Annotated in this window: 5 protein-coding genes; all 5 read left to right on the forward strand. The window is 46.0% G+C overall.

Features of this window, described 5'->3' with window-relative positions:
• The coding region (locus CLV97_RS18710) for an RHS repeat-associated core domain-containing protein (protein ID WP_281257631.1) at positions 1-835 on the forward strand (835 nt) is incomplete at its 5' end.
• On the forward strand, positions 771-1586 hold the full coding sequence (locus CLV97_RS18445; RefSeq protein ID WP_211295794.1) for a DNA/RNA non-specific endonuclease: 816 nt from the start codon (positions 771-773) through the stop codon (positions 1584-1586). The genes CLV97_RS18710 and CLV97_RS18445, both read left to right, overlap by 65 nt.
• A gap of 71 nt (positions 1587-1657) precedes the next feature.
• Positions 1658-2386, forward strand: a complete 729-nt coding sequence (locus tag CLV97_RS17615) for a hypothetical protein (protein WP_106346824.1) — start codon at positions 1658-1660, stop codon at positions 2384-2386.
• Positions 2387-2416: 30 nt separating this feature from the next.
• Positions 2417-2716: a DUF6882 domain-containing protein gene (locus tag CLV97_RS19045; protein WP_106346825.1), complete on the forward strand. Its 300-nt coding sequence runs from the start codon at positions 2417-2419 to the stop codon at positions 2714-2716.
• Positions 2717-2756: 40 nt separating this feature from the next.
• The gene (locus tag CLV97_RS19050; protein WP_106346826.1) at positions 2757-2915 is read left to right on the forward strand and encodes a polymorphic toxin type 17 domain-containing protein; all 159 of its coding nucleotides are present in this window, start codon (positions 2757-2759) and stop codon (positions 2913-2915) included.
• Positions 2916-3007 lie beyond the last annotated feature (92 nt).

Raw genomic sequence — 3007 nt, forward strand, 5'->3', positions numbered from 1 at the left:
ACCACCTACACCTACGACCGGAACCGGCTCCTGTCTGGACGTCGGGAGGGACCACGGCCAAGTACAACTACGATCCCTTCGGCCGGCTGAACACCGTCACGGCGAACGGGATGCTGCTGGAGAAATACACCTACGACGGCTTCGACCGGATCGCCGAGCACAAGAAGCTGGAGGACGACGGCACACCAGTACCACGACCAAGTACACCTACGATCCGCTGGACCGGACCGCCAGCCGGACGGAGAAGGCCGGGACGTCGAATGAAAAGACAACCGTCTTCAACTATCTGGGCCTGACCGACAACGTCATCTCGGAGACGAACGACCTGACCGGTGAGATCCAGAAGTCCTACACCTACAGCCCCTGGGGCGAGCGGCTGTCTCAAATCAAGCACGGGAGCAGTACGGAACAGAGCTTCTACAGCTACAACTCCCACACCGACGTGGAGGCTCTGACCGACGAGAGCGGCACCCCCGTCGCCACCTACGGCTACACCGCCTACGGGAAGCTGGACGAGGAATCCACAACTGGGAAGGACGACCCGCGGGATCCGAACTACAACCCGGACGACCCGTACAACGTCTACCGGTTCAACAACAAGCGCTGGGATCCCCACACCGGCAAGGTGGACATGGGCTTCCGGGACTACGATCCGGGTCTGAACCGCTTCCTGACGCGGGACATGTACAACGGCGCCTTAGGATATGCGTCTCACCCTGGATCCCTGGAACATGAACCGGTATGCCTTTGCCGGTGGGAATCCAATTACGATGGTGGAGTTGGATGGTCACTTATTGGATGCTGGAGGAGGTACTGCTGGTGGATCCTTGTATGAAGATGAGGATCCCGTTGGATATGCTCTTAACCAATACAGAAGGGTTGAAAAGATTCTAGCTTATGAGGGAGATGATCAAAATGAATGGATTGATTGGAAGGTAAACGACCTTGAAGAAAGGTACGGAAAAAATGTAGCAAAAGAGTTTCAAAAAGCTCTATTAGGATATTTGTGGGCAAGCACTCCCCATTCAGCCTTTGGGGATGCTGCTAATGCTCACATGAATTTAGCGGCGGCAGCAACAGGTGTATTTACTAAATTAGCAGGTGGGCTTATTGCCCGATCAGCGAAACCAATCTCTTTTAACGGGACAAATGCAACACTGTATTCTATAACTACCAAAAGTGGATTTACCTATGAATCTTTGGTAGGAAGTCAAGGACAAGTACTCAGGGTAAGTGCAAAATTGGAAAAACAATTTTTGGATACGGGAACGGCCACCACCCCTGCTTCCAGGGCGTTAGCGAGATCCCTTGGGTTTTACAATGATTATGCGGGACATCTAATCGGAAAACAGCTAGGTGGCCCTGGGGGAAAAAATTCATATAATATTATCCCCCAAAGCCGATCTGTAAATCGCGGAGCCTTTCAAAGATGGGAAAGGAAAATAAAACAACACGTACTTTCTGGTGCAGAGGTATATATCACTGTGACCCCACGATACCATCCCGGTTCAACCAGACCATATGAAATTGTTTATGAAGCAACAGTAAATGGAAGAATATTAAGGAAGGTTTTTCCTAACCCTTAAACTCATCTTCTGCCATGAACGGATACTTCCGTTCATGGCAGAAACCATATACAATAAAGAAGGTGGTATCAATGAATGGTTATCAATTGTGCATTGATGAACAGCAAGTCCCTCAACATCCACAAGTCCTTTCTTTTATAGGAGGCTATCCCAGAATACCAATTACGGAAGACTTTCCGAAATGTCAATTATGTGGAGCTGAACAGTCTTTTTTCTTTCAGGTTGCTTTTCCAAAAAATCATGTATGGAAGGATTTGTCGATAGCGATTTTTGCATGTACATCCTGTGATGATGAGAAATATTGCATACCGGAAATGCTTCCCTCAGGGAATCCCAGCATTGGACTGGATCAGGGAGGACTCTATGGGGTTAATATTCCGAAAAACTTTCTCAGATCGTATCAACGAAATTTTAGAATCCTCATTTTTCCGACAGACCAAGGTGAACTAAGAACAGAATATGTTCCTAAGGTAGCGTACAAAAAATTGAAACTTTCGGCCAAGGGTTGTAAAGAGGCTATTGGAATTGTTGGCGGAAAACCCCGATGGATTCAAGGTGACGAAACTCCGGCCAGCTATGATGGGCATGTTCCGATGAAGTTTCTTATGCAAATTAATGAATATTTACAGTTTGATATCTTACCCGGTGCACCTTCGCAAATGGAATATGATTTTTTTACCGATGAGATTAAACCCTCAAAGATGCGGTACTATGAATTGTTTCTTGGAAACAGTATTTACTTTTTCGGAACAGAACCGCCTTATGAACCCTTGGTTTATGTTTTTACTCAGATTGATTAGTTTACTTGTCTAATAGAGGAGGAATGGCTGATGATCTCTACAAATCTTAAAAAATTGTTTACCAAGCATGTTGCGGCATCTTTTGACAAACAGCTGAGGTTAAACGATTTAGTTGGAAATCGAAGCTGGGGTTACGATCTTGAAACGGGTTTGCTAACCTTTGGTGACGATTTGGCATTCAAAACGCAAATTCTAGGAACCGAATCCGAAATATCACAGACTTGGCGATGGGGATGGGCAAATTCCATCAGTCAAATCCCGAAGGGTCTTCTAGATAAGGTCCATTCCGGTATATTCCTCCAAAAGGTATTAACAAGCTACCGGTGGTAAAAACCAAGTATGATAAAGGGTATCAGGAAGATTTGGCGATATATGGGTTAAGGGTCCCTATCATGGTGACAGAAAATTGGATTTCAATTACGAATGGGATGTCCAATTGTCCCCAACAGGTAAAAATCATTGGTGGGCCGAATATAGTAGGGGTAAAGGATATATCAATGTAAGGCCAGATGGTTTTTTGTCTCACTAGTGCCCCGTCGACTAACTTAGATCGGGAAATTCCGAAGGAAAATGTTACCTCATGGTCGAATGGATTCATAGGTGATCGAAATGATTTTCGTT

The organism is Planifilum fimeticola (assembly GCF_003001905.1).
GTDB classification, from domain to species: Bacteria; Bacillota; Bacilli; order Thermoactinomycetales; family DSM-44946; genus Planifilum; species Planifilum fimeticola.

Coding starts and splice junctions, on each gene's coding strand:
- CLV97_RS18445 (WP_211295794.1), top strand. CDS start 771: ATGGTGGAGTTGGATGGTCACTTATTGGATGCTGGAGGAGGTACTGCT.
- CLV97_RS17615 (WP_106346824.1), top strand. CDS start 1,658: ATGAATGGTTATCAATTGTGCATTGATGAACAGCAAGTCCCTCAACAT.
- CLV97_RS19045 (WP_106346825.1), top strand. CDS start 2,417: ATGATCTCTACAAATCTTAAAAAATTGTTTACCAAGCATGTTGCGGCA.